This is a genomic window from Arthrobacter sp. SAFR-044 (assembly GCF_059414985.1).
Genome location: NZ_JBPFDN010000011.1, coordinates 73,246 through 97,029 on the forward strand (window position 1 = coordinate 73,246; position 23,784 = coordinate 97,029).

General features: G+C 66.7%; 21 protein-coding genes and 1 tRNA gene. 7 read left to right on the top strand and 15 right to left on the bottom strand.

The features are described 5' to 3' along the window. Positions 1 to 198: 198 nt before the first annotated feature. From ACR65J_RS16625 to ACR65J_RS16645, 5 genes are all read right to left on the bottom strand, one after another. Positions 199 to 930 (bottom strand): FadR/GntR family transcriptional regulator, encoded by a 732-nt coding sequence (locus tag ACR65J_RS16625; RefSeq protein WP_440171154.1) that lies wholly within the window; start codon positions 928 to 930, stop codon positions 199 to 201. Positions 931 to 1,113: 183 nt separating this feature from the next. After that, a complete protein-coding gene (gene sucD, locus ACR65J_RS16630) occupies positions 1,114 to 2,016 on the bottom strand; it encodes a succinate--CoA ligase subunit alpha (protein WP_018769572.1) in 903 nt (300 codons plus the stop codon). An 11-nt stretch (positions 2,017 to 2,027) separates the two neighbouring features. Continuing rightward, positions 2,028 to 3,197, bottom strand: a complete 1,170-nt coding sequence (sucC, locus tag ACR65J_RS16635; protein ID WP_440171157.1) for an ADP-forming succinate--CoA ligase subunit beta — start codon at positions 3,195 to 3,197, stop codon at positions 2,028 to 2,030. Between the two features lie 225 nt (positions 3,198 to 3,422). Further along, the gene (locus ACR65J_RS16640) at positions 3,423 to 4,130 is read right to left on the bottom strand and encodes a hypothetical protein (protein WP_440171160.1); all 708 of its coding nucleotides are present in this window, start codon (positions 4,128 to 4,130) and stop codon (positions 3,423 to 3,425) included. Positions 4,131 to 4,224: 94 nt separating this feature from the next. Continuing rightward, positions 4,225 to 4,902 (bottom strand): NADPH-dependent F420 reductase, encoded by a 678-nt coding sequence (locus tag ACR65J_RS16645; protein WP_440171162.1) that lies wholly within the window; start codon positions 4,900 to 4,902, stop codon positions 4,225 to 4,227. Positions 4,903 to 5,027: 125 nt separating this feature from the next. Between ACR65J_RS16645 and ACR65J_RS16650 the strand changes: the two genes are divergently transcribed. Next, positions 5,028 to 5,606, top strand: a complete 579-nt coding sequence (locus ACR65J_RS16650) for a TetR/AcrR family transcriptional regulator (RefSeq protein ID WP_440171164.1) — start codon at positions 5,028 to 5,030, stop codon at positions 5,604 to 5,606. 52 nt (positions 5,607 to 5,658) lie between these two features. Here ACR65J_RS16650 and pcrA read toward each other — a convergent pair whose 3' ends face one another. Further along, positions 5,659 to 8,205, bottom strand: coding sequence for a DNA helicase PcrA (gene pcrA / locus ACR65J_RS16655; protein ID WP_440171239.1), 2,547 nt, complete (start codon positions 8,203 to 8,205; stop codon positions 5,659 to 5,661). 116 nt (positions 8,206 to 8,321) lie between these two features. Then, positions 8,322 to 9,152, bottom strand: coding sequence for an inositol monophosphatase family protein (locus tag ACR65J_RS16660; protein WP_440171165.1), 831 nt, complete (start codon positions 9,150 to 9,152; stop codon positions 8,322 to 8,324). A gap of 32 nt (positions 9,153 to 9,184) precedes the next feature. On the opposite strand from ACR65J_RS16660, the gene ACR65J_RS16665 reads away from it, so the two are divergent. Next, on the top strand, positions 9,185 to 9,811 hold the full coding sequence (locus ACR65J_RS16665) for a hypothetical protein (protein WP_440171166.1): 627 nt from the start codon (positions 9,185 to 9,187) through the stop codon (positions 9,809 to 9,811). Here the strand turns inward: ACR65J_RS16665 and ACR65J_RS16670 are convergent. Beyond that, positions 9,808 to 10,581 carry a DUF998 domain-containing protein gene (locus ACR65J_RS16670; RefSeq protein WP_440171168.1) on the bottom strand — a complete coding sequence of 258 codons (774 nt, stop codon included), beginning with the start codon at positions 10,579 to 10,581 and terminating at the stop codon, positions 9,808 to 9,810. The two genes, ACR65J_RS16665 and ACR65J_RS16670, sit on opposite strands and share 4 nt — an antisense overlap. 85 nt (positions 10,582 to 10,666) lie before the next feature. Between ACR65J_RS16670 and ACR65J_RS16675 the strand changes: the two genes are divergently transcribed. The 3 genes from ACR65J_RS16675 to ACR65J_RS16685 all read left to right on the top strand — a co-directional run bounded on the left by ACR65J_RS16675 (position 10,667) and on the right by ACR65J_RS16685 (position 11,645). Continuing rightward, positions 10,667 to 10,739: transfer RNA gene (locus ACR65J_RS16675), tRNA-Arg, on the top strand. Between the two features lies 1 nt (position 10,740). Continuing rightward, complete coding sequence (locus tag ACR65J_RS16680) at positions 10,741 to 11,220, top strand: DUF6314 family protein (RefSeq protein ID WP_440171170.1); 480 nt, start codon at positions 10,741 to 10,743, stop codon at positions 11,218 to 11,220. Beyond that, positions 11,217 to 11,645, top strand: coding sequence for an NUDIX hydrolase (locus ACR65J_RS16685; RefSeq protein ID WP_440171171.1), 429 nt, complete (start codon positions 11,217 to 11,219; stop codon positions 11,643 to 11,645). Before ACR65J_RS16680 ends, ACR65J_RS16685 begins: the two co-directional genes overlap by 4 nt. Here the strand turns inward: ACR65J_RS16685 and ACR65J_RS16690 are convergent. After that, the gene (locus ACR65J_RS16690) at positions 11,642 to 13,555 is read right to left on the bottom strand and encodes an ABC transporter ATP-binding protein (RefSeq protein WP_440171173.1); all 1,914 of its coding nucleotides are present in this window, start codon (positions 13,553 to 13,555) and stop codon (positions 11,642 to 11,644) included. The two genes, ACR65J_RS16685 and ACR65J_RS16690, sit on opposite strands and share 4 nt — an antisense overlap. 2 nt (positions 13,556 to 13,557) lie before the next feature. Next, on the bottom strand, positions 13,558 to 15,219 hold the full coding sequence (locus ACR65J_RS16695; RefSeq protein ID WP_440171175.1) for an ABC-F family ATP-binding cassette domain-containing protein: 1,662 nt from the start codon (positions 15,217 to 15,219) through the stop codon (positions 13,558 to 13,560). 262 nt (positions 15,220 to 15,481) lie between these two features. Here ACR65J_RS16695 and ACR65J_RS16700 point away from each other — a divergent pair, with 262 nt between their 5' ends. Then, positions 15,482 to 16,213, top strand: a complete 732-nt coding sequence (locus ACR65J_RS16700; protein ID WP_440171177.1) for a hypothetical protein — start codon at positions 15,482 to 15,484, stop codon at positions 16,211 to 16,213. After that, positions 16,210 to 16,947, top strand: coding sequence for a hypothetical protein (locus ACR65J_RS16705; protein ID WP_440171179.1), 738 nt, complete (start codon positions 16,210 to 16,212; stop codon positions 16,945 to 16,947). Before ACR65J_RS16700 ends, ACR65J_RS16705 begins: the two co-directional genes overlap by 4 nt. A 234-nt stretch (positions 16,948 to 17,181) precedes the next feature. Here ACR65J_RS16705 and ACR65J_RS16710 read toward each other — a convergent pair whose 3' ends face one another. From ACR65J_RS16710 to mobA, 5 genes are all read right to left on the bottom strand, one after another. Beyond that, positions 17,182 to 20,214, bottom strand: a complete 3,033-nt coding sequence (locus tag ACR65J_RS16710) for an alpha-mannosidase (RefSeq protein ID WP_440171181.1) — start codon at positions 20,212 to 20,214, stop codon at positions 17,182 to 17,184. Positions 20,215 to 20,338: 124 nt separating this feature from the next. Beyond that, positions 20,339 to 21,217: a formate dehydrogenase accessory sulfurtransferase FdhD gene (fdhD, locus tag ACR65J_RS16715; protein ID WP_440171182.1), complete on the bottom strand. Its 879-nt coding sequence runs from the start codon at positions 21,215 to 21,217 to the stop codon at positions 20,339 to 20,341. Between the two features lie 114 nt (positions 21,218 to 21,331). After that, a complete protein-coding gene (locus ACR65J_RS16720; protein WP_440171184.1) occupies positions 21,332 to 22,744 on the bottom strand; it encodes a molybdopterin molybdotransferase MoeA in 1,413 nt (470 codons plus the stop codon). Beyond that, the gene (locus tag ACR65J_RS16725; protein WP_440171186.1) at positions 22,741 to 23,034 is read right to left on the bottom strand and encodes a DUF6457 domain-containing protein; all 294 of its coding nucleotides are present in this window, start codon (positions 23,032 to 23,034) and stop codon (positions 22,741 to 22,743) included. Before ACR65J_RS16725 ends, ACR65J_RS16720 begins: the two co-directional genes overlap by 4 nt. After that, entirely contained in the window at positions 23,031 to 23,750 is a 720-nt protein-coding gene (mobA, locus tag ACR65J_RS16730; protein ID WP_440171188.1) for a molybdenum cofactor guanylyltransferase, read from the bottom strand. The genes ACR65J_RS16725 and mobA overlap by 4 nt, the downstream gene beginning before the upstream one ends. Between the last annotated feature and the right edge of the window lie 34 nt (positions 23,751 to 23,784).

Consider the following 23,784-nt stretch of genomic DNA (forward strand, 5'->3'; position numbering starts at 1 on the left):
GTGGTGCGGGGACCCTCAAAAGGGGAATGCGCGCGCATGAAGACTCCTTTGGCTGGCGGCATTTTGGGGGGTGATATCAGATGTCTGATGTCTGACTGAGATTCTAGTCACAGGTCCATGCGGCCGTCAACACAAGCGAAGCACCCTCGGGTCCAGGAGGGAAGGCGCGGCGAACCCGGGTCCGCGGGGGCGGCATGCCTAGCGGGCAGTGGTTCCCCGGCGGCTGGACATGGCAAGGAACTGCTCGTAGTCCTCAAAGGTCTGCGTGATATGGGCGTCCATGGTGGAGCGCGCCGTGGCAGGATCACCGGCAGCGATGGCGGCAAGGACCATCTTGTGGTGATGGATGGCGTGGCGCTGAACGTCCGGAAATGCGGAGGTTTCCCTGCGCATGGCGTACAGCAGGGTGGAAAGCTGGCCCAGCAGTGCGGGTACGAACGGATTGCCGGACGCCCGCAGCACGGTGTCATGGAAGGCGATATCGGCCACTGTCAGCGCATCGACGTCTCCGGCCTGGTGCGCCGCTTCCATTTGCTCCACGCTGTCCTGCAGGGCGGCAAGGTCAACGGGTCTATGGCGGGAGGCCGCGAGTTCTGCTGCCCCGGTCTCCACCATCCGGCGGACCTCGAGCAGGCGAAGTGCCACCTGGTCCGAGGCCACTCCCCTGGAGGCTGCGCGCATGATGGCGTCCAACCCGGTCCAGCGCTCGGGCGGATTGACGAACGTGCCCAGGCCGCGCTTGACGTAGACAACATCCTGCGCTTTGAGCACCTTCATGGCTTCCCGGGCCGTCAGCCTGCTGACACCCGATTCCTTGGCGATATCAGCCTCCGGCGGCAGGGCGTCGTCGGCCTTTATGTCCCCGCTGATGATGTGCTCGAGGACCTTGTCAACGACGGCGTCGACCAGAGTGGGTCGCTTTTCTGCCATCGTCATTCCCCTGCCTGCGCGCCCAAGGCGCCCCGATTTTCCTTCCCCAACATTACTCGACCGGGGTGGGCAGGCGCCGCCCGCCGTCGTCGTCATTCGTTAAACAACAAACGCGGGGCCACCCGTAAGTCCGTCCCGTGGAGGGGGAACGGACCGGGGTGGCCCCGCGTTGCGACGTATTGCCTACAGGGCTGCGTAGACCTCGCGGAGCAGCTTGGCGGTCTCGGACGGCGTCTTGCCGACCTTTACGCCGGCAGCCTCGAGGGCTTCCTTCTTGGCCTGTGCGGTACCGGCCGAGCCGGAGACGATGGCGCCTGCGTGGCCCATGGTTTTGCCCTCGGGCGCGGTGAAGCCGGCCACGTAGCCGACGACCGGTTTGGTGACGTTGGCCTTGATGAAGTCGGCCGCACGCTCTTCGGCGTCGCCGCCGATCTCGCCGATCATGACGATGGCCTTGGTCTCGGGGTCAGCCTCGAACGCGGCCAGGGCGTCGATGTGCGTGGTGCCGATGATGGGGTCGCCGCCGATGCCGATGGCGGTGGAGAAGCCCAGGTCGCGCAGTTCGTACATCATCTGGTAGGTCAGCGTGCCGGACTTGGAGACCAGGCCGATGGGGCCCTTGCCGGTGATGTTGGCGGGGGTGATGCCAACCAGTGCTTCGCCGGGGGTGATGATGCCGGGGCAGTTCGGGCCGATGATGCGGGTGACCTGGTTGCCGTCGGCGTCCACCTTGGACTGGGCCAGGGCCCAGAATTCGGCCGAGTCCTGGACGGGAACACCTTCGGTGATGACCACGACCAGGCCGATGCCGGCCTCGATGGCTTCGACAACGGCGTTCTTGGTGAAAGCCGGCGGCACGAAGACGATGGAGACGTCGGCGCCGGTTTCAGCCATGGCTTCCTTGACGGTGCCGTAGACGTTGATTTCCTTGTCGCCGTGCAGGACCGTGGTGCCAGCCTTGCGGGCGTTGACGCCGCCAACGATGTTGGTGCCGGCCTTGAGCATCAGGGCGGTGTGCTTGGTGCCTTCGCCGCCGGTGATGCCCTGGACGATGACCTTGGAGTCTTTGTTCAGATAGATAGACATGGTGCGTCCCTTTACTTCGCTGCGTTGGCGAGCTCGGCGGCCTTGTCGGCGCCCTCGTCCATGGTGGCGGCCAGGGTAACCAGCGGGTGGTTGGCCTCGTTGAGGATGCGGCGGCCTTCCTCGACGTTGTTGCCGTCGAGGCGGACTACCAGCGGCTTGTTCGCGGTGTGGCCCAGTTCGGCCAGTGCGCCGACGATGCCCTTGGCGACGGCGTCACATGCGGTGATGCCGCCGAAGACGTTGACGAACACCGACTTGACCTGCTCGTCGCCCAGGATGACGTCCAAGCCGGCGGCCATGACCTCTGCCGAGGCCCCGCCGCCGATGTCCAGGAAGTTGGCGGGCTTGACGTTGCCGTGGTTTTCACCGGCGTAGGCAACGACGTCCAGGGTGGACATGACCAGGCCTGCACCGTTGCCGATGATGCCCACTTCGCCGTCGAGCTTGACGTAGTTGAGGTCCTGCGCCTTTGCCTTGGCCTCAAGCGGGTCTGCAGCGTCCTTGTCCTCGAGCTGCGCGTGCTTGGCGTGACGGAAGTCGGCGTTCTCGTCCAGGGAAACCTTGCCGTCCAGTGCCACGATGTCGCCGGCGCCGGTCTTGACCAGCGGGTTGACCTCCACCAGGGTGGCGTCTTCCTTCTTGAAGACATCCCAGAGCTTGAGGATCACGGCGGCGACCTTGCCGCGCAGTTCCTCGGCGAAGCCGGCGGCTGCGACGATTTCGTCGGCCTTGGCCTGGTCGATGCCCACGGCGGGATCGATGGCAATCTTGGCCAGCGCTTCGGGACGTTCGACGGCGAGCTGTTCGATCTCCATGCCGCCTTCAACCGAGCACATGGCCAGGTAGTTGCGGTTGGCGCGGTCCAGCAGGACGGAGAAGTAGAACTCCTCGGCGATGTCCGCACCCTGGGCAATCATCACCTTTTTGACGGTGTGGCCCTTGATGTCCATGCCGAGGATGTTGGAGGCGTGCTCAAACGCCTCATCAGCGGACTTTGCGACCTTGACGCCGCCGGCCTTGCCACGGCCGCCTACCTTGACCTGTGCCTTGACAACGGTAACGCCGCCGATCTTCTCGGCAGCTGCCTTTGCTTCTTCTGGGGTGTACGCCACGATGCCGGCAAGCACGGGTACACCGTGCGCCTCGAACATATCGCGCGCCTGGTATTCAAACAGGTCCACGGTTTAGTGTCCTTCTACGTCGAAGTAGTTTCTGTACAGTCGGACACCATCGGAAAAGACGATGACCGGGCTGCGGATTGCACGCACCGGCGGCCTGTCTGGAAACGAGCCACGCGGCGTAATGCTCCATGGGGAACTCTAGTCCTTTGGAGGGACCGGGCCGTCCCAGACTACCTCTTATGTGAGTAAGCACACTATTCTATGGGGCGTAGAAAAACCGCGGAATCACGGGGTTTTTTGACCCTCCGGCTGCGGCGGCTGGCTGCTTTTGGCCGGCCCCGGAACCAGCTCGTAACGTTCGGGGGAAACGAAGAATCCGACGCCCCCGGAAACATTTCCGCACGCCACCCCGCCGTTGTAGGCCGAGCAGCGGAGCCCGTTGCGCTCCAGGTTCTGCCCGTCCGCAAGCACAGGCAACTGGGTCAGCGCTCCCTGCTTGTTCCCCTTGGGCCCGTAGGTTCCTTCCATGGATGTGACGCCGGAGCGGCATTCACCGTACCGGGCGGTGTCCGGCGACAGGAGGGCCACACCGCCCAGGTAGCCAAGATGGGTCCCGGCGCAGTCGTCCTTGATATCGCCTGGCTCGGGCGCCGGGTAGGAGGCGAGCTCGCAGTGGGCCACCGGGACGATGGGCAGCTTGTTGTTGGCGGCGTCGCTGTAGCGGTTCTGCTCGTAGGGGAGGTTGAGGTGTTCCCCGCGGGCGGACGTGAGCGAGCACGCGATGGTCCGGTCGGCGGTGATGAAAGAGAGGACATCTGCACCGCTGGAGAACGTCTTCGCATCGGCCAGTGGCGCCTTTTCCAGCTGTTCCATGGGTTGCAGAGGAGCCGGCGGAACGTAGGACGGGTCCTTGGTGGTCACGGTGCAGCCTGTGGCGGTGATCAGGAAAAGGGCGGCCAGCATCCCCCATACAGTCCGTCGCATGGCCTCCATTATGCCCGGCCGCGGAAAGTCGGGGACGCTCAGCCGCTGGTGTTTGCCGGCGCGGTCCTCAGGCAACCCGCGTGTGACTGCCGGGTCCGGCCCGTCAGCGGACGATCTTGAAGTTGAAGGCCGGCGTTCCAAGTGCACCCCAAAGGCGCAGCCAGACAGGCAGCAGCATTTCGGTTCCACGGGCGGTAGTAATGTCGCCGAGATCGATGACGTCCTGGTGGCCGAAGTCCTTCAGGATCCCGGTGACAATGGCCTTCGCCTCCGCATCGTTACCGGAAACGAAGACGGAACCAGGGTCAGGCAGCAGTCCGGGACGGGCCATCAGGTCCGCATTCAGGGTGTTCAGCGCCTTCACCACCCGGGCAGTGGGGAAGGCACGCTGGATTTGCTCAGCCAGCGAATCGGTGTCCTTCACAAAAAGGGTTGCCGGCATGCCGTTGCTGAAGTCGAGCGGGTTGGCAATGTCCAGGATCACCCTGCCATCGAGGCTTCGAGCACCAACCTGCCCCAGAACGTCAAGGGATGCTCCGCCGTTGGTGGCGTTGACGATAAGCTCGGCGCCTGCCGCAACGTCGGAGAATCGTGCAACCTTGATGTCCGGGTGTTCCGCGGCCCAGGCAGCGAAGGCCGGGTTGCCCATTTCATCCGCCCCGTTCCGGGCCATGGCGGCGTCAGGATCGCGGGTGCCGACGGTGACGGAATGGCCGAGCTCTGCGAGGCGTGCTGCGATGGTCCGGCCGACCATGCCGGTCCCCAGTACTGCTGACTTCATGCTGTTCTCCTGTTCGCGCGTGGTCCACCCACTCAATGTGACGGATCGTTCTCAAGTTTGTGACGGATCGTTCCGTCTGTCAAACTTGGTGCGTCGATGTCGGAGCGAACGAGAGGAGTGTTGTGGTGCGCAGGACTGCTGAGGAAAATCGGCGTAATGTTCTGGAAGTTGCCACGCGCCTGTTTTATGCGCACGGTATCCGGGCTGTGGGAATGGATGCCGTCGTCAAAGAGTGCGGGGTGGGCAACGCCACCGTCTACCGGCAGTTTCCTACCAAGGATGCACTGGCCACCGCCTACGTCCAGGGCCGGGCCGACGCCTGGTTCGAACGCATGCGTGATGCCGCCGGCGGGGAAGCGGCTCCGCAGGACAAGCTCGTTGCCGTCTTCGAAGTACTGGCCACGGACTGCGCCGGGAGCGGCTACCGGGGGTGCCCCATGTTGAACACCAATACCGAGTTCCCCGAGGGGTCGCACCCGGCTCATCTGGCAGCCGTCGCGCACAAGCAGCAGGTCCGCGACTGGTTCCGCGAACTGGCGGCCGACGCCGGCGTCCAGGATCCCGACCAGCTTGCCGAGGAACTCCTCATTGTCCTTAACGGCGCATATGCCACGGCCGCGGTCCTGGACGGCGCTGCGTACGGGGCCCGGGCAGTGGCCATGGCCCGCCGCCTCGTGGCCGGGTCCTGCCCGGCACGTAGCTGATGCTGCACCCACCGGACCCCACGCTGGCAGGGCGGCGCGGGCGCGGGCGTTTCTAGGCGTCGAGTTTGGTGAGCGGGGCGTAGCGCAGCAGCAGGCGCTTTTCACCGACGTCGAACTTCACCTTTGCCACGGTCTTGTCTCCTGCGCCTTCGAGGGCCAGGACGGTTCCGTTGCCGAAGCTGGTGTGGTTGACCTTGTCCCCCACGCTGACGGCGATGATTTCCTTCTGCGGCTGCACCCGGTTCTTGGCGATGAACGCCGGGACGTCGGCATTGAAGCCGGCTGAAGAATCTGCCGCGGCTCCGCGGGCGGTACCGGCGCCCCAGAACGATCCGCTGTACCGGCCCGAACCAATCGAGCCGCCCCCTGCCCACGACTGCCGGCTGGTTCCTTCCCGTTTCCATTCCAGGAGCTCGGCGGGGATTTCCTCGAGGAACTGGCTGGCAGGGTTGTACTGGCTCTGGCCCCACATGCTGCGTACCTCGGACCGGGTCACGTACAGCCGCTTCCGGGCACGGGTGAGGCCTACGTAGGCCAGCCGGCGTTCCTCGGCCAGTTCCTTGGGGTCGGTGGCGGAGCGTTGGTGCGGGAAGAGCCCGTGTTCCATGCCGGTGAGGAACACCACCGGGAATTCCAGGCCCTTGGCCGTATGCAGGGTCATGAGCGTCACCACGCCCAACCGCTTGGCTTCGGCCACGGCGGCGTCGATGTCCGCACCGGGGGCATCCGGGATCTGGTCGGCGTCGGCCACCAGTGAGACTTGTTCCAGGAATGCGCCGAGGCTGCCCTCGGGATTCTCCTGCTCGTACTCGCGCACCACGGCCACAAGTTCGGCGAGGTTCTCCACGCGGGACTCATCCTGCGGGTCGGTGCTGGAGCGGAGTGCGGCAAGGTAGCCGGTCTGTTCCAGCACGGCTTCGAGGGCCGCGGCAGCCCCCGACCCGGCGGCCACCTCGGCGAGGTCGTCAAGCATTTTCACGAAGCCCAGGACGGCGTTGACCGAGCGGGTGGCCATGGCGGGCGCCTGGTCCGCGCGGCGTGCGGCCGCCATGAAGGAGGTGCGTTCACGGCTGGCGAGGGCCGCCACGGCACCTTCCGCGCGGTCACCGATGCCGCGCTTGGGTTCGTTGAGCACCCGGCGGAGGTTGACGTCGTCGTCCGGGTTCACCAGCACGCGCAGGTAGGCCAACGCGTCCTTGATTTCCTTGCGCTCGTAGAAGCGCGTGCCGCCCACCACTTTGTACGGCAAACCCACGCGCACCAGCACGTCCTCGATGGAGCGGGACTGCGCGTTGGTCCGGTAGAAAATGGCCACATCACCGGGGCGGAGGTTCTCTTCGTCCTGGAGCCGGTCGATTTCCTTGGCGATGAACTGCGCTTCGTCGTGTTCATTTTCGCCAACGTAGCCGATGATCTTGTGGCCTTCGCCCTCGGCAGTCCACAGCCGCTTTTCGGGCCGGTTGGGATTGCGGGAGATGACGGAGTTGGCGGCACTCAGGATGTTCTGGGTGGAGCGGTAGTTCTGCTCCAGCTTGATGGTGCGCGCTTCGGGGTAGTCCTTTTCGAACTCCACGATGTTGCGGATGTCAGCGCCGCGGAAGGCGTAGATGGACTGGTCCGAGTCACCCACGACGGTGAGCTCCGACGCGCCGGGGCCCTCACCCACGATCTCGCGCACCAGGGCGTACTGGGCGTGGTTGGTGTCCTGGTATTCGTCCACAAGGACGTGGCGGAACCGGCGGCGGTAGGACTCGGCCAGCGCCGGGAAGGCCCGGAACATGTAGACCGTCTCGGCGATGAGGTCATCGAAGTCCATGGCGTTGGCCTGGCGCAGGCGCTGCGTGTAGCCCTTGTAGACGTCCGCCACCGCATGTTCGAAGGGGTCGTTGTAGTTGGCCGCGGAGGCGAAGGAGTCGGCGTCGATCAGTTCGTTCTTCAACGCGGAAATCTTGTGCTGGATGGCCTTGGGCGCAAACTTCTTGGGGTCCAGGTCAAGGGATTTGGAAACCTGGGTAACCAAGCGCAGGGAGTCGGCGGAGTCGTAGATGGAGAAATTGGATTTCAGGCCGACGTTCGCCGCTTCCTGCCGCAGGATCCGGACGCAGGAGGAGTGGAACGTGGAGATCCACATGATCTTGGCGCGTCCGCCCACCAGCGCCTCAATGCGTTCCCGCATCTCCGCGGCCGCCTTGTTGGTAAACGTAATGGCCAGGATCTCGCCGTGGTGGGCACGGCCGGTGGCAATCAGGTAGGCGATCCGGTTACTGAGCACGCGGGTCTTGCCCGATCCGGCGCCGGCGACGATCAGCAGCGCCGATCCGCCATGCTTGACCGCTTCCTCCTGCTGCGGGTTCAACCCCTGCAGCAACTGGGCAGCATCGGGGCGGCGGCTGCCATGGTGGCCGCCGTCGTCGTGCCTGTTCCCGCCGTTCGGGTTGGACTGTTGCCAGCCGCCGGAGCGGTGCTGGCCGCCGCCTTGCGGGTCCGGCATTCCGCCCGGCCCGGCGGTGGTGACAACGCCCTCGGACCCCGTCCTGGTGCGGGCGGTGACGGCGGGGGCGGCCTTGAACGGTCCGTCAGAGTACGGGTCAAACAACATATCCATGGTGCCTACAAGTCTAGGCGGTGGGACCGACACCGCCTTCCAGCCTGTGGATTACTGGCCCTTATCCACCGGCCGGAAACGGTATGCGCCCATGCCAGGGCAACATATGCCTAGCCCACCGACGCTGACTCAAGGGCCGCGCGCAACTCGCGCACCGCCGTCGTTCCTCCTGCGATAAACCACTCCAGCCCGTTGACCCGGACGGTGTCCACGGCACCGCCGGCCGCAAGGACGATGGCCTTTCCGGGGAGCCAGTCCCATTCCGGACAGCTGTGCTGGAACCAGCACCCCAGCTGCCCGTCGGCCACCCGGCCCAGGTCGCACGAACCGGATCCCAGCATGCGGAGGGACGCGGCGGAGGTCGCGGCGGCGTGCCAGGGCATGGCGCACATAGGGTCCATCAGCCACGTGGGATGGATGTAGGTGGCAGCACCAAGTTCGGCAACGCTGGTGGTGTTGCGCCTGCCTCCGGCGTCGGCAAACGACGTCAGCGCTTCACCGTTCAAGGTGGCAGGCCGGTCATGGCCGCCAAGCCACAACTTGTCCTCCTCAGGCTGGAAAACAGCGCCCAGCAGCACATCGCGGCGGTCCTTGAGCGCGATGGCTGAGCACCAGTAGGTGGAGCCGTGCAGGAAGTTGTAGGTACCGTCCACGGGGTCTATCACCCAGGTGCGGCCGCTGGTCCCCTGGACGGAGGCGCCTTCCTCGCCCACGATCCCATCCTCCGGCCGGCAGCGCCTCAGCTGTTCCAGCACGTAGGCCTCGGCGGCGTGGTCGGCCGCGGTCACCACGTCGGAGACAGAAGTTTTTTGCTCGGACTCCAGCCCGGCCATGCGCATGAGGAGCGCCAGCTGTCCCGCTTCACGGACCAGCGCGGCCGCCAGGTCGTAGTCATTCAATGAGGGGTCAAGAACAGCTGCGCTGTGTCGGCCAGTGGTCATGCGTTCAGTTTATGGGGCGGGATAATGGTGCCATGGCCAAAACCCCTGCCCAGCGGATCAAAAAGCACGGCGCCAACGCGGCCGTGCCGCAGCATCACCTGCCACCGGTGGTCAATCCCACCACGGCGCGAACACCGGAGAAGGCGCAGGGCAACAGCAACCTGATCGTCATCGCCGGCGTGGTGGCCAGCCTGTTCCTCTTCTGGTACCTGCACCTGCTGACCCTGAACCAGCTCACGCAGCTTTCCCAGGACATGGCCATGCCGGACTCGCTGGTGGGCGGTTTCGATGCCGGCTACATCAGCCGGCTTCAGGGCGCCATGAACGGCGATGCGCTGGGCCAGCTGAACTACGTGCACAAGACCGCCGGCACACTCTTCCCATTGATCTTCGGGTTCACGTGGCTGCTGCTCATTGGCACCAACGTGGCACGGAAGGCGGTCCGCTGGGCGCTCTGGGCGTTGCCCATGCTGTTCGTGGTGGTCCGGCTGTGGGGCAACGTGGCCATCGACGCCATGCTGGGCACGGCAGGTCCCGACGCCGGCCAGGTGGCCTTGGCGTCCGGCCTCACCGTTGCAGGCTGGGTGCTTCTGGTGCTGAGCCTGCTGGCCGGGGCGGCGGCGGTATTCCTCAACAGCCGGAAACGGAAAGAGCGCTAGGCGGCAGTTGCCCTTGCAGCAGCAGCGGCTGCCCGCAGCTGCTTCCGGTGCCTGTGCACCCGCTGCGCAACGACCAGCCCGGCGGCGGCCATTCCCACGGTTACCGGATAGGCCATCAACCGCTCCAGGGTGCCTGACTCGGGAACCATCATGTGGGTAAGCCCCCCGGTGGCTGTTGCCGCCACGGAGACGCCGCCGCACGCCAGGATGAACCACGCCATCCCTGTCTTCCGCAGCCACAGCAGGCCGAGCACCAGCAGTGCCGTGCCCCCGGTGATGAAGTACATGACGGCTCCCGCATAGTGCCAAGGGGAGCCAACGTCTTCGGGGACCAGCCCCACCACGACGGTTCCAACACCGGCGGCTCCGGTGAGCAGCCGGACGGCTGAGGCCGCGAGCCAAGGCTCCCTGCGCCCCCAGTCCACCCGCGTGCCAGGCCGTGCGGCCACGCGCAACAGTCCCGACGTCAGCAGTACCGCCCCCAGCAGCAGCCCCAGGCCCTGGACCACAAACGAGGCGTTCATCAGCCAGTTCAACGGCGAGCAGACATCCCGGCCGGAAAAGATCCCGCAGTGGAGCGCCCCCAGGTCACTGATGTACCCGGTCCTCAGGTCGTACGGACGCGGTCCCGCCCAGGCCATGGCCACGGCTGCCTCAGCGGCGAAATACTGCAGCACGCTCAGCACTGCCCACGCGCCGATGTACTGCCGGGTGGACGCAATGTTCGGGATGAAGGCAGTGGCGGGAGCGGCAGTGGGGGCTGGACTCATGCCTTGAGCGTAGTACGGCCCGGCACCTTGTATGCTTGTAACCGTGTCCGGACGGACCGGCCCCGCCGAACCCCACCGGACACCCGCCCTCGTAGCTCAGTGGATAGAGCACGGCTCTCCTAAAGCCGGTGTCGTTGGTTCGATTCCAATCGAGGGCACTTGAATTCTCCCTCCCCGGAGCCAAGCCTCCGCGCCTACCTCCTGGGCAGCTCTCCAACCGGCCAACCCGGGCGCCCGGGCCGCTGGCGGCTGGAGCGGGACCTGCTGGACAGGTCGGACGGCACCCGCGGAACCTTTTCCGGCGTCGTCACTTTCACACCAATTGACGACGGCAGCCTGGCCCTTCGCGAGGAAGGCACCATGCGCTGGCCTGCTTTTACCGGCCCCGCCTCGCGTGAGTACGTCCTGGAACCCGTGCCGGAGCCCGATGCGCTGGACGTGTTCTTTCCCGACGGCAGGCCGTTCCACCGCATGAGCTTCACACCGGACACCAGCCAGGACACCCACTGGTGCGACCCCGACACGTACCGCGTGTCCTACACCCGCCTGGGCCCGGACGCGTTCAGCTACAGCTGGGACGTGACCGGTCCCCGCAAGGATTTGCTGCTGGTCTCGCGCCTTGCCAGGATCGCCCCGTGAAGGACCGGATCGTGGTCTCCGCCGTCTGCGTGTTTGATAAGGCCGGGCGCCTCCTGACGGTGCGGAAGCGCGGGACCGGCATGTTCATGCACCCCGGCGGCAAGCCCGAGCCGGGTGAAACGGCCGTGCAGGCCGCTGCGAGGGAACTCGCCGAAGAGGTGGGCATCATCGTCCACCCCGGGGAGCTGGAACTGATGGGGGTGTGGATCGCCGACGCCGCCAACGAGGCCGCCACGGACATCGAAGCCACCGTCTTCATCGCCCCGGGTACCTGGCAGGCCTCGCCTGCTGCCGAAATCGCCGAGATCCGGTGGCTGGACATCAGCCCACCCGCCGTCAGCACGGCCCTCCCCCAGGACCTCGCACCGCTGCTGACGGACCACATCCTGCCCCTGCTGGCGGCACAGGCCACGAAGTCCGGCTAAAACTCGGGGACGGCTTCCTGCGCCACTGCCGTGGCCTCGGCAAACTGCGTCCGGTACAGCTCGGCGTAGCGGCCCTCGGCTGCCAGGAGTTCGGTGTGGGTTCCGCGTTCGACGATCCGCCCGCCCTCCACCACCAGGATGGCATCGGCCGCACGGACAGTGGAGAGCCGGTGGGCAATCACGACGGCGGTCCGGCCCTCGAGCGCGGCGCCCAGGGCTGCCTGCACGGCGGCTTCGTTCGTGGAGTCGAGCGCGGCGGTGGCTTCGTCGAGGATGACGACCCGTGGCTGGGCGATCAGGAGCCGGGCGATGGTGAGCCGCTGGCGTTCACCGCCGGAGAGCCGGTAGCCGCGCTCCCCCACCACTGTCTCCAGGCCGTCCGGCAGAGACCTGATCATGGTCTCCAACCGGGCCTGCCGCAGGACGTCCCACATGTCTTCGTCCGTGGCGTCCGGCCGGGCAAGCCGGAGGTTGGAGGCGATGCTTTCGTGGAACAGGTGGCCGTCCTGGGTCACCATGCCCAGGGTGTCCCGCAGGGAATCGAAGGTGACGTCCCGGACGTCCAGGCCCGTACCCGGCATGGTGCCGCCGAGCCGCACAGCGCCCGAGTCGACGTCGTACAGCCGTGACAGCAGCTGGGCGATGGTGGATTTGCCGGCGCCGGAAGAACCCACCAAAGCCACCGTCTGGCCGGGCTCCACCCGGAAGCTGACGCCGTGCAGCACTTCCTCGCCGCCCCGGGTGTCAAGGGTAGAGACCTCTTCCAGGGAGGCCAGGGACACCTTGTCCGCCGAAGGGTACGCGAAGCGGACGTTGTCGAACTCAACGGATACCGGCCCGGCCGGCACCGCCACGGCGTCCGGTTTCTGTTGGATAAGCGGCTTCAGGTCCAGGATTTCAAATACCCGTTCAAAGCTGACCAGCGCGCTCATGACTTCCACCCGGGCGTTGGACAGCGCCGTGAGCGGGGCGTAGAGCCGGGTCAGGAGCAGCGCCAGGACCACCACGTCGCCGGGCGCGAGCTGGCCGCCCAGGGCGAGCCAGCCGCCCAGGCCGTAGACCAGCGCCAGTGCGAGCGCGGAGACCAGGGTCAGTGCCGTGACGAACGTGAACTGCAGCATCGCCATGCGGACACCAATGTCACGGACGCGCCCCGCCCGGGCGGCGAATTCACGCGACTCCTCATCCGGCCGGCCGAACAGCTTGACCAGCGTGGCGCCGGGCGCGGAGAACCGCTCCGTCATCTGGGTGCCCATGGCGGCGTTGTGGGCGGCGGCTTCGCGGCGCAGGTCTGCGAGCTTGGAGCCCATGCGCCGGGCCGGGATCAGGAAGATGGGCAGCAGCACCATGGCGAGCACGGTCACCAGCCAGGACGTATTGAGCATCACGGCCAGCGTCAGTGCCAGCGCCACCGAGTTGCTCACGACGCCGGAGAGGGTGCCGGCGAAGGCTGACTGTGCCCCGATGACATCGTTGTTGAGGCGGCTGACCAGCGCCCCTGTCCGGGTGCGTGTGAAGAAGGCAATGGGCATGCGCTGCACGTGGTCGAACACCCGCGTGCGCAAATCCACGATGACGCCCTCGCCGATGGTGGAGGACAGCCAACGGGTCAGCAGTCCCACCCCGGCTTCCCCGACGGCCACGATGGCAATCAGCACCGCGAGCCAGATGACCGTGTCAACGCCTGCCTTGGCGATGATGGCGTCCACCACCTGTCCGGCGAGCACCGGGGTGGCGACCGCCAGGAAGGCAGCCACGATGGAGGAGAGCACAAAGGCGATGAGCTTGCCCTTGTGCGGGGCGGCGAAGGCAAGCACCCGCTTCAGGGTTTCCTTCGAGAACGGCTTGGAAGCGCTCTTTGCGGTGCTGATGTTGTAAAGCGAGCTCCAGGCCACGCGGTCCATGCTCATGGTTATTTCTCCTGGCTAGCAGCGTGGTGGAGTTCCTGGACGTTCCCGTTTTCCAGGTGCCACCGATAGTCGAGTCGGACGTTTTCCAGCAGGCGGCGGTCGTGGGTGACCAACAGCAGGGCGCCGTCGTAGCTTTCAAGGGCCTCTTCCAGCTGCTCAATGGCCGGCAGGTCGAGGTGGTTGGTGGGTTCATCCAGCACCAGCAGGTTCACGCCCCGGGCCTGGAGCAGGGCCAGGGCTGCCCGTGTCCGCTCCCCCGGTGACAGGGAATCCACGGCCCGCGACGTGTGGTCGGCTTTGAGGCCGAACTTCGCCAGGAGCGTGCGGACGTCGGCGCCGGTCCAGTCCGCCAGCACTGCTTCGACGGCGTCGCCCAGCGGCAGGCTGCCATCCAGCAGGCCGCGGGCCTGGTCAATTTCGCCGACGGCGACGGACGCACCCATGGAGGCGTCGCCGTCGTCCGGGGCCTGGGTTCCCAGCAGGAGGCGCAGCAACGTGGACTTGCCGGCGCCGTTGGGGCCGGTGATGCCGATCCGTTCGCCGCCATTGAGCTGGAGGTTGACCGGTCCCAGCGTGAAGTCGCCCTGGCGTGCCACCACGTTGCGCAAGGTGGCGACGACGGCGCTGGAGCGGGGTGCCTGGCCGATGCTGAACTGGAGCTGCCATTCCTTCCGGGGCTCCTCCACCACGTCCAGCCTGGCGATCCGGGATTCCATCTGCCGGACCTTCTGCGCCTGCTTCTCGGAGGACTCGGTGCTGGCGGCGCGGCGGATCTTGTCGTTGTCCGGGTTCTTCTTCATGGCGTTGCGGACGCCCTGGGAACTCCACTCACGCTGGGTCCGTGCCCGGGACACCAGGTCTGCCTTGGTGGCGGCGAAGTCCTCGTACTTCTCGCGCGCGTGCCGCCGCGCCACTGCGCGTTCTTCGAGGAAGGCGTCGTAGCCGCCGTCGTACACGTCCACGCTGTTCTGGGCCAGGTCCAGCTCAACCACCCTGGTCACGCAGCGGGCAAGGAACTCACGGTCATGGCTGACCAGGACCACCCCGCCGCGCAATCCCGTCACGAAGTTTTCAAGGGTGGCAAGGCCTGCGAGGTCGAGGTCGTTGGTGGGCTCGTCCAGGAGCACCACATCGAAGCGGCTCAGCAGCAGGGCAGCCAGCGCCACCCGGGCCGCCTGGCCGCCGGAAAGCCCGGTCATGAGTGCGTCAGGGCCGGCGTCCAGACCCAGCTCTGCAAGCACGGCAGGAAGGCGGTCATCCAGGTCGGCGGCGCCGGAGGCCATCCAGCGGTCGAACGCCCGGGCGTAGGCATCATCTGCCCCGGGAGCACCGGAGCCCAAACCCTCCGCGGTGGATTCCATCTCAAGGGTGGCTTCCGCGCAGCCGGTCCGGCGGGCGACGTAGGCGGCCACTGTTTCACCCGGAACGCGTTCATGTTCCTGCGGCAGCCAACCCACAAATGCATCCGACGGGGCAAGGCTGACAGAGCCCTGCTGGGGCTGGTCCACAGCTGCGAGGAGCCGCAGCAGCGTGGACTTTCCGGCGCCGTTCGCGCCCACGACGCCCACCACGTCACCGGGAGCCACTGAGAGCGAGAGCCCGGAAAAAAGCGTGCGGTGGCCGTGCCCGCCGGAGATGTCCTTGGCAACAAGGGTTGCAGTCATCGATTCGTCCTTTCGCCGCTGCCCGGACAGCCGTTGACGGCCGGCAGAGGCGGCGAAAAGCGGGCCGCGGCGCCGCTGGGGCTGCAGGACATAGAAGAACCCGCTGGTCCGGACTTGGGGGGTGTACGGACCAACGGGCTCGACCATCAACTATAGACGAATGTGGGCCATGGACAAAATCCGAGGTACACGGCGCCCGGCCGGACGCCGCACGCGGGCGCGGTAAAATCGTCAGCACCACCCGTTCTGCAGAGAGTCCTCCATGACCCTTTCCGCCAAGGCGTTCCAGCGCTGGCTGCAAGGCATCGCACCAGATGCCAGCACCGCAGACGTCTGCCGGGTCTCGGGGATCAAGCGGACCACGCTGGCCCAGCAACTGGTCCGCGGCAAGGTCTCCGTGAGCACTGTGGTCAGCATCAGCCGCGCCTACAGGATCAACCCCGTCACGGCACTGGCCGGGTTCGACGCCTACAGCGCCCTCGCTGGGCCGCCGCGTCCGCCCACCAGGAACGAGCTGGTGAGCCAGATTTCAACCGCAGACCTCCTCCGGGCGCTGCTGGCCCGCCCCGCCATGGATGCCGACCGGGGAGCAGCGGCTCCCGCCCTCAGCCCCGCCCCGCACGCCACTTCCGTGAAGAACTGGGTTGACGCCATTGACGACGGCGAGGTCCGGCACCGCGTTTCGGCCTCCACCGGGGTGGCCCCGCAAAACTATTCCGCCCAGTTGACGGCCAACCGGTTGTCCCCCGAGCTTGCCATGGCTACGGCGTCGGCGGCCGGGGTGGGACCTGCCGGCGGCCTGGTGGCCACCGGGGTCATCACGGAGGAGGAGGCCGGCTGGCCTCCCGGAGCCCGGCAGGCGGCACTGGACAGCCTCTCCGACGGAGAACTTACCGCGCTTGCAGGAGACAGGCTCCAGGCACTGGGCAAAGTATTGCGCCGGCAGGAGCAGGACCAGGCGCAGACAGAAAAGATTTGGGAGAACCTGGGATGATCGAGACCCTTCAATGGACCACGCTGGCCATCTGCGCATTCGTTGCAGTGGCCCGCGTTCCCAGCACCCTCCGCGGCGAGAACCGCTCCCTGTTTGGCATTTTTGCCATGATGACGCTGGCCATCCTGTTGAGCATCCAGGGTCCCTATCTGGTGATCGACCAGGCGCTGGGAGGGATCAACCTCGCCAACCTGCTGCTGCGGTTCGTGATCTTCGGGGCCATCTACTTCATGGGCATCCGCATCTCCAGGGGCTTCGGTGCAGATGGCGCCTATCGGCATATCACGGGGAAAACGGGGATGCTGGTTCTCTTGGTGATCTCCACGGTTATGGTGGCGCTGTTCTTCTCGATGGACACGGCCGGTTCCTCGGCGGGCCTAAGCGCCATTTCCGCGAAAGACGCCCGTCACTTCGCGCTCGTGGAGTACTACGGTGCGGCAGGCCGGGCTTATCCCGCCTATGTGGCCCTGGCCTTGGTTCCGGCCTTGGTGGGGGCGGCGCGGGACCGGCTTCCTGCCCTGGTGCGCACCGGTGCCGGGCTGCTGGCGCTGGGCGGAGCGGCGGTTGCCCTCACGCTACTCTTTCCGGTGATCCCGCCCGAACTGGGGCAAATTGAGTTCATCATCAATTACACGGCGATCCTGTGCTTCGTCGTCGGATTAGCCTTGATCTGGGCAGCAAGGGTGGTCAACGGCCGCAGCACGGCCCGCAAGAGGACATCTTCTGAAACATAACCTCCTGCCGCTTTCACAAAATCATTAGACTGTGACACAATCATGAATGTGTGAAGGCGGGGCCGCCAAGCGCTTTCGAACGGGGATAAATTCCAAATCGCCGCCGGCCCGGGGGCCTTTGCACACATTGGGGGGATGAGTGGTGGCGGATCGTTGGGGACCGCCCCCACTCAGCCTGTTTAAGGCCCCTTTCAGCAGGCCATATCAGCAGGGCCGGCCCACACAGGCGGGCAACTACTTCCGGGCAAACCTCAACGTCACCAGCTGGAACGGCCGGAGCGTAAGCACGGCACCGGTGCCGGTGGGCTCAACTCCAGGAGCTTCGGCGGCGCGCTCCAGGAGGTCCGTGGGCACAATGTCCCGCACCGGGAAGTTCGCCGTAATACTCCCCGTGGAACGCTGCCCCAGTGACTCGTAAAGCCGGACCACCACGTCGCCCGAACCGTCCTGCGCCTGTTTGACCGCTTCAATGACCAGGGCAGGATTGCTGACGCAGAAAAGCGGCTCCACGCCGGCGGCGCCGCTGACCAGCCGGGGCCGCAGGTTTGTCCGGTAGCCTTCCTGGACCGCATCGGCAATATCGGCACCCGGGCGGATGGCCACCGTCAACTCGTGCTGTCCACGGTCTGCGTCCGGGTCGGGGAACTTGGGTGCCCGCAGCAGGGAAAGGCGCACCGTGGTGGTGGTCCCGCCGTCGGCTTCCCTGATGCTCCTGCCCACGTCGTGGCCGTAGGTGGAGGAGTTGGACACGGCCACGCCGTAGCCGGGTTCGCCCACATGGATCCACCGGTGGGCGCAGATTTCGAACTTGGCGGCCTCCCACGAGGTGTTGGTGTGGGTGGGCCGGAAGACGTGGCCGAACTGCGTCTCGGCCGCCGAGCGGTCCGCCCGCACGTCGAGGGCGAACCCAAGCTTCAGCAGCTTCTCACGCTCCTGCCAGTCCACCGAGGTGGTGATTTCCAGTGACGGACTGCCGGGAGCGAGGGTGAGGCGCTGGGTCAGCGGCGACGTGCCCGCCAACCGCTGCACCACAACGACGGCGCTGCCGCCTTCGCTGGCAAGCCCTACCGATTCCGCCTGGACCAGCGGCGTGACGTTGCGCCGGTAAAACTCGTCGATGTCCCAGGCATCCCACTCATTCGGGGTATCCCGGTGCAGTTCCAGCAGGTTGCCGTGTTGGCCGGGGGCGATCGCTTCGCGGCCGCTGGCGTGGTCGCGCAGGGAGGAGAGGAGTCCGTTGGCGTCCACCACGGCCCGGATGATTCCGTTGTCCAGGATGTAGCCGCCGTCGTGCGGCGTGGCCTGCACGGGCTCCGGCCTCAACGCGGGCTCCCCCGCCGCCAGGGCGGGGACCCCGTCCCGGGCATGCGGTGCGGCGTTGAGCAGGAATTGGCGGTCGCCGGAGCCCAGCATGGCCGCAGCGGCGCGGTTGATCAGTGACTCGAGGGCAGTTTCGATGGCCTGGTAGTTCCGCTCGGCGTCCTGGTGGACCCAGGCAATGGCGCTGCCGGGAAGAATGTCATGGAACTGCTGCAGCAGGACCAGCTGCCAAAGTCGCTTGAGCTCGGCGCCGGGGTAGTCATAGGCGCCGCCGGCGCGCACGGCAGCGGTGGCGCACCAGAGTTCCGCTTCACGCAGCAGGTGCTCGCTGCGCCGGTTGCCTTTCTTGGTGCGTGCCTGGCTGGTGTAGGTGCCGCGGTGCAGCTCCAGGTACATCTCACCCACCCAGACCGGCAGGGCGGGGTACTCTTCCTCGGCCTGCCGGAAGAAGCTTTCCGCGGAGCCGATCCTGACCTTCGCGGATCCTTCCAGGTCGGCCGTACGAGCAGCGGCGGCAAGCATTTCGCGGGTGGGACCGCCGCCGCCGTCGCCATACCCGAACGGCACCAGCGACACCGTGCCGCGGCCATGGTCCCGGTAGTTCCGCTCCGCGTGGGCCAGGTCCCTGGCGCTGAGATCCGAGTTGTAAGTGTCCACCGGCGGGAAGTGGGTGAACAGCCGGGTGCCGTCGATTCCCTCCCAGTTGAAAGTGTGGTGGGGCATCCTGTTGGTCTGGTTCCAGGAGATCTTCTGGGTGAGGAACCAGCGGCTGCCGGCGGCCTTCACGATCTGCGGCAGGGCCGCACTGTAGCCGAACGAATCCGGGAGCCACGCTTCCCTGCACTCGATGCCAAACTCCGCCAGGAAGAAGCCCTTGCCCTCGACGAACTGCCGGGCCATGGCTTCGCCGCCGGGCATGTTGGTGTCCGACTCCACCCACATGCCGCCGACCGGGACGAACTGCCCCGCCCGGACCTTTTCCCGGATCCGGCTGAACAGGTCCGGGTACTGCTCCTTGATCCAGGCCAACTGCTGGGCCGACGAACAGGAGAAGACAAAGCCTGGGTCTTCATCCATCAGGGCCACCACGTTGGAGAACGTCCTGGCGCATTTGCGGATGGTTTCCCGGACCGGCCACAGCCAGGCGGAGTCGATGTGCGCATGCCCCGTGGCGACCAGTTGGTGCGCCGAAGCGTACGCCGGCCTGGCCAGGACGCCGGCGAGCGCCCGCCGTCCGGCGGCGGCGGTTCCGGCAACATCGTCCGGGTCCATCACGTCCATCATGCGTTCGAGTGCCCGGAGGATCTCGTGGCGGCGCGGGAGCTCGACCGGAAGCTGCTCCATGAGGCCTGCAAGGGTCCAGATGTCCTGCTGGAGTTCCCACACGCTCTGGTTCAGTTCGGCGATGGCGATGTTTCCCAGCCGGTACTGCGGGGCGTCCCCGGCGGTTGCCTTGTCCCCCAGCGGGGTAGCGGCAAAGGTCCAGCCCTGCGCCATGTCCGGGTTCGCAGCCGCTTCCACGTAGAAGTCCACCGCCATGCCGCTGCCCAGCAGCTTGAGCGGGATGTACTGGTTGCGGGGCGATATTGCCTTGATGATGCTGCCGTCGGACCGCCAGGCGATGCCTTCGCACTGGAACCCGGGCGCTTCTGTGGTGAACCCCAGGTCCACCACCACCTCCACGGTGGTGTCCGGGCCGCCGCCCCAGGATTCGGGCACTTCCCCCTGAAGCCGCAGCCACGTGGTGCCCCACGGCCGTCCCCAGGGCGCACCGTGCTCCTGCGGCTGGAACTCCTGCCTCATCGCCTCGAGCGCGGGGACCGGTTCACCGGGCACTTCCCAGCTGCTCAGGGTAAGCGGGACTGTCCTGCTGTAAACGGCAGGGACAATGCGCTCGCGCACAAATCTCGCGAGGCGGACTTCCGTGATCCTGCGGTCGTCATGCAATATAGGTCCTCTTTAGGCTGGAGACTGGATCATCGCGTCCATTCGATGGACAAATCTACCCGCTGGCAGCACTGCATCCAACCCCCTGGGCACATCCAGCGGACCGTCCCAGGTGTCGGCACCCCTACGTTCTTGGAACGGCCGCTTCGGGCCTCAGGATCCGGGCGTTCCCGGCGTAGACATTGAAACTGGCGCCCCGGCTGAATCCCGCCACCGTCAGCCCGTTCGCCTCTGCCAGTTCCACGGCAAGGCTGGAAGGGGCACTGACGGCTGCCAGGACGGGAATTCCGGCGAGCGAGGCTTTCTGCACCAGTTCGAAGGACGCCCTGCCGGACACCTGGAGGACTGTCCCGGCCAACGGCAGGAGGCCTTCGCGCAGCGCCCAGCCCACCACTTTGTCCACGGCGTTATGCCGTCCCACGTCCTCCCGCAGGCACAGGAGCCGTGGCTCGCCGTCGTCGTCGATCCTGAACAGGCCCGCCGCGTGTACTCCGCCGGTATCGTCAAAGACGCGCTGGGACTCGCGCAGCAGCCCCGGCAGGGAGGCCAGGACCTTGGCGTCCAACGTCAGCGGGTCCGCCTGAGGACTGTGGTGGGAGGACTTTTGGACAGCTTCGATGGAGTCCGTTCCGCAGATGCCGCAGGAGCTGGACGTGTAGACCCTGCGGCCAGTGTCGGGGAGTGGGACGTCCGGCCGCAACTGGGCCTCCACCACGTTGAATGTCTGGACGCCGTTTTCGTCCTCGCCGGCGCAGAAGCGCAGCGACACCAGCTGTTCGGGCGCCCAGATAACGCCCTCGGACACCAGGAATCCGGCCACCAGGTCAAAGTCGTCGCCGGGTGTCCGCATGGTGACAGAGTAGGAAAGCCTGCCCAGCCGGATTTCCAGCGGTTCCTCCACGGCGAGGACATCTTCGCGGTGCCGGACCGGGTACTCCAGGGCGGCCGGAGAACCGTCCAGAAGATACTTGTGCACCTTGCGGCGCTGGGTCACTCGTCCCATGTTCCACCCTGCCTGTTCATTACTCCATCATGGCACCAACAGAGCCTCCCCTTGCCCAAAAGGCGCAGCCCGGGGCGCTTGGCCCGAGCGCTCCAGCCCCAGCTGCCTGGCCCCTTAGCCCAGGAGTGCGCTCCAGTCGACGGGCCCGCTGGGTGCCGGTTTGGCCTTGGGCTGGCCGGTGCGGGCATTGCTTCGGGGTTTTGCGCCCCCTTCGCGGGGACGGGGAATGGGCGGCCCCCACGGCAGCGCGAAGGCGGGCACCACTTCGCCCAGCTGGACTCCGTGCGGCGGCACCACCAGTACCCCGTCGGCGGCGGCGAGCCCGCGCATCATGCCCGGTCCCGTATGCTGCGCCGGGGAGGCCATGCCGTACAGCAGCCGGAACGGCATCAGGCGGGTGCGTCCGGGGTCCGGCTCGATCATCGTCCCGCACGGCACCTCCTCCACTGGGGGCATGGCGCGGTGCCCCAGTGCGGCCAGCAGCGGAGCCCCCACGGTGGAGAGGGCCATCATGGCCGCCAGCGGGTTGCCTGGAAGTCCCAGGACAAAGCGGCCGTCCGGAAGTTCCGCGAGAACCGCCGGATGTCCGGGCCGCATTGCCACGCCGTCGATGATGAGCCGGCCGCCGAGTTCAGCCACTGCCCGCCGGAGGTGGTCAGTTCCCGAGCGTCCAGTGCCCCCGGTGGTGATGACGACGTCGGCAGGCAGGTCCGGAGCGTCGGGTACCTCAGGCAGTACGTCCTCAAGCGCCGCCAGCCATTCGGCGTAGGAGTCGCCGATCCGCTGCTGGCCGCCGGCGATGCCGCCCAGCATGGCAACGACGTCCGGCAACTGCGGGCCGAATGTGTCGCGCACCTGGCCGGGGGCGGGCGTGCCGTGCTCAACCACCTCTGACCCGGTCAGCACCAGCCGGACCACCGGCTTCCCCTGGACCTGCACTTCGTCGTAGCCGGCCAGGGCGGCCAGGGCCAGGTGTGCCGGGTTGAGTTCCACCCCCGCCTTGACCAGGGTGTCCCCTTCCAGGGCTTCCTCCCCGGCCTTCCTGATGTGCTCCCCCGCGCGGGGCTCGCCGGGTCGCGCCTTGCCGCCGGTCATCAGGACGGGGAGCCCCTCATCGTCCTGGCCGAGGACGGCATTCTCGGTGCGCAGAACAGCCTTGGCCCCGGGCGGGATCAGCCCACCTGTGGCAATGGGGCTCGCCTGGTGCGGTGCCAGCCGGGTCCCGGGCTCCACCGGAATCCACGGGCCGCTTCCATTGACTGCCCAGCCGTCCATCGCTGAGGACGCGTAGTGGGGCATGTCCTGAAGGGCCACGATGTCCCGGTCAAGTTTGCGGCCCACGGCTATCCGCAGCCCCACCGGTCCGGGGGGAATGGGCGTGGCTGCATCGAACGCAGCCTGCCGCGCCTCTTCCCAGGTGTGGGCCGCATGGTGGTGGTCAGCATGCCCCTGTTCAGTTGTAACCGGGTGCGCCTCTGCTTCACTGCCCGGCGGCGCCTCCGGATCGTCGTGGGGTTCTGCTGTCATTCGCCGGCGGTCCCGGCGGCTTCAGCGTCGTAGTCTGCGGCCAGTGAACGGGCAACGGCCAGCGCGGCGTCCATCGAAGCTGCGTCCATTTCCCTGCCTGGAGCGGCAGCCAGTCCCGCTGCGAAGCCTGCGATGAAGGTGGTCAATGGCGCGGCCGGGCGGACAACCGCATGGGCAGCGACGCCGGCAAGCGACAGTACGGCATTGACATCCACCTGGGCATCCTCAAGCTTGTATGCCTGGAGCAGCGCCCTGCACCACTCTTCCAGCGTCTCGTCCTGGCTTTTCACGACTTGCCTCCCACGTTGTCTCCGCCCGCTTGCCGGTCCTGGCATACGCGCTGCTTCCCGGCGGCAACCCCCAGCGCGGCAGCATCGTCCCAGGTATCCACATCGGAAGTGGACCCGGCGGGGACTGTGACAAGCTGCACGTCCAGACTAGCAAGGAGCGCCCTGACAGAGCCGTTGACCAGGGCGTTGCGGGAAGCGAGGTTCCTGCAGGCTTTTGTTAACCCAGCCGTGCCGTATAAACCTGCCAGCGGCTGCACGCGGCCGTCCTGGGCACAGGCGATCACGCCGTCCCCGCCACCCCCTGCGGCAGCGGATTGCGCCAGTACATCCCGCAGCGCTGTCACCGCCAGGGAAGCCAGCGGCATGTCGCAGGCCAGCACAAGGGAGTAGGGAGCCTCTTCGCCGTTCCTGGCCAGGGCGTCCAGGCCCGCGGCAATCGCAGCTGCGGGACCAGCGAACGGCGGCTCCTCCCGGCACATCAGCAGGCGGGAAGGCCTGGTCGGCGGGCGCAGCAGGCCGGCGGCCAGGGCCCCGTCCGGCAGGGACCCCGCATCGCCGACAACCACGGTGTGCCGCGCACCTTCCGCCGCGGCGATGGCACGTTCAAGCAGGGTCTGACCTTGGAAGACAAGCGACTGCTTGGGCACGCCGCCCAGCCGGGATGACCGCCCTCCGGCCAGGATCAAGGCGTCGAAAGCCAACCTGTTCTCTTGCACTCCCCCAGCCTATAGATCAACACGGTACCGGGCA

Bases quoted from the DNA above. Each gene is read 5' to 3' on its own strand.
- pcrA (WP_440171239.1), bottom strand. From the start codon at position 8,205: ATGTTGTTTGACCCGTACTCTGACGGACCGTTCAAGGCCGCCCCCGCC.
- ACR65J_RS16660 (WP_440171165.1), bottom strand. From the start codon at position 9,152: ATGACCACTGGCCGACACAGCGCAGCTGTTCTTGACCCCTCATTGAAT.
- ACR65J_RS16720 (WP_440171184.1), bottom strand. From the start codon at position 22,744: ATGACAGCAGAACCCCACGACGATCCGGAGGCGCCGCCGGGCAGTGAA.
- ACR65J_RS16625 (WP_440171154.1), bottom strand. From the start codon at position 930: ATGGCAGAAAAGCGACCCACTCTGGTCGACGCCGTCGTTGACAAGGTC.
- ACR65J_RS16665 (WP_440171166.1), top strand. From the start codon at position 9,185: ATGGCCAAAACCCCTGCCCAGCGGATCAAAAAGCACGGCGCCAACGCG.
- fdhD (WP_440171182.1), bottom strand. From the start codon at position 21,217: ATGGGACGAGTGACCCAGCGCCGCAAGGTGCACAAGTATCTTCTGGAC.
- ACR65J_RS16690 (WP_440171173.1), bottom strand. From the start codon at position 13,555: ATGAGCATGGACCGCGTGGCCTGGAGCTCGCTTTACAACATCAGCACC.
- ACR65J_RS16640 (WP_440171160.1), bottom strand. From the start codon at position 4,130: ATGGAGGCCATGCGACGGACTGTATGGGGGATGCTGGCCGCCCTTTTC.
- ACR65J_RS16645 (WP_440171162.1), bottom strand. From the start codon at position 4,902: ATGAAGTCAGCAGTACTGGGGACCGGCATGGTCGGCCGGACCATCGCA.
- ACR65J_RS16670 (WP_440171168.1), bottom strand. From the start codon at position 10,581: ATGAGTCCAGCCCCCACTGCCGCTCCCGCCACTGCCTTCATCCCGAAC.
- ACR65J_RS16705 (WP_440171179.1), top strand. From the start codon at position 16,210: ATGATCGAGACCCTTCAATGGACCACGCTGGCCATCTGCGCATTCGTT.
- ACR65J_RS16695 (WP_440171175.1), bottom strand. From the start codon at position 15,219: ATGACTGCAACCCTTGTTGCCAAGGACATCTCCGGCGGGCACGGCCAC.
- ACR65J_RS16700 (WP_440171177.1), top strand. From the start codon at position 15,482: ATGACCCTTTCCGCCAAGGCGTTCCAGCGCTGGCTGCAAGGCATCGCA.
- sucD (WP_018769572.1), bottom strand. From the start codon at position 2,016: ATGTCTATCTATCTGAACAAAGACTCCAAGGTCATCGTCCAGGGCATC.